At 63.9% G+C, this 1,253-nt stretch carries 1 protein-coding gene; it reads right to left on the reverse strand.

From position 1 onward, the window contains the following. Positions 1–1,062 (reverse strand): MFS transporter (locus tag CF68_RS06010; RefSeq protein WP_051591424.1); only part of this gene is annotated, 1,062 nt, incomplete at its 3' end. Positions 1,063–1,253: the final 191 nt, after the last annotated feature.

Here is a 1,253-nt window from a genome sequence, read left to right on the forward strand (position 1 = left end):
GAACAGCGTGCCAGGCGTGCCGGGCAGGCTGCCGTATAAGAGGTAAGCGGTCATGAGAAGTCCGCCCCAGCCGATCAGCATGACGGCACGGGTGCCGATGCGGTCGCATGCCCACCCGACAATCACGCAGCCGATGGTCAGCGTGAGGGTGGCGAACGCATTGGTCTCGAGCGCGAGCGCAGCGGGTATGTGGTGGATCTTCTGCAGGTAGGCTGGCGTGTACAGCACCACCACGACGATGGAGGTCGAAAGTACCCAGGTCAGCAGTGCGACGAATAGACTGGCCGAGCGGTGCTCGCGCAGCACGGTGCGGATCGGCAGTTCGCGCGCCAGATTGCTGTGGTCAGCCAGCTCGCGGAACACGGGGGTCTCATGCAGAAACCGGCGCAGGTACACCGACACCAGTCCGAACACGCCGCCCAGAAGGAAGGGAATGCGCCAGGCGAAATCGCTCACCTGTTCTGGCGTGTAGTGTCGATTGATGGCGACCGCAACGAGCGAACCCAGCAAAATGCCGCCGGTGATGCCCGAGGTCAGGGTCCCTATGCCGAAACCGTAGTGCCGGCTCGGCACGTGTTCGCCGACAAACACCCAGGCACCGGGCATCTCGCCCCCAATGGCCGCGCCCTGCAGCACGCGCATCGCCAGCAGCAACAGTGGCGCCGCGACGCCGATGCTGGCGTAGGTGGGCAGCAGGCCGATCATCAGCGTGGGCGCGGCCATCAGCAAGATCGACAGCGTGAACATGCGCTTGCGGCCAAGCCGGTCACCAAAGTGGGCGATCACGATGCCGCCCAGGGGGCGTGCCAGATAGCCGGCGGCGAAAATGCCGAACGCCTGCAGTTGTCGCAGCCAATCAGGCATGTTGGGTGGGAAGAATAGCGCGCCCAGCACCGTGACGAAGAAGACGTAGATGACGAAGTCGTAGAACTCGAGCGTGCCGCCGAGGGCGGCAAGACCCAAGGTCTTGTAGTCGCGAGCAGCCAGCGTGCGTGCCGGAACGGGCAAGACGCCGCCCGGTACGCTCAGGAGATTCACATGGGGTTCCTGTTGTGGATTCATGTTCAGGTTTCTTGCATAGTGGTATGTACACCGTCGGTCAGAGCCCGGCTTCGTGTGGGTCTGGCGGGCCCGCCACAATGGGCGAGCCGGTTCGCTCAGCGGTCCGCTCAGTCGACTTTCGAGCCATTGACCCACGCCAGACTTGTGTACTCACGTAACCACCGCGTGGGCCGAAAGTGCCGGTTCACGGG

The sequence above is a fragment of the Cupriavidus sp. SK-4 genome (assembly GCF_000611125.1).
GTDB classification, from domain to species: Bacteria; Pseudomonadota; Gammaproteobacteria; order Burkholderiales; family Burkholderiaceae; genus Cupriavidus; species Cupriavidus necator.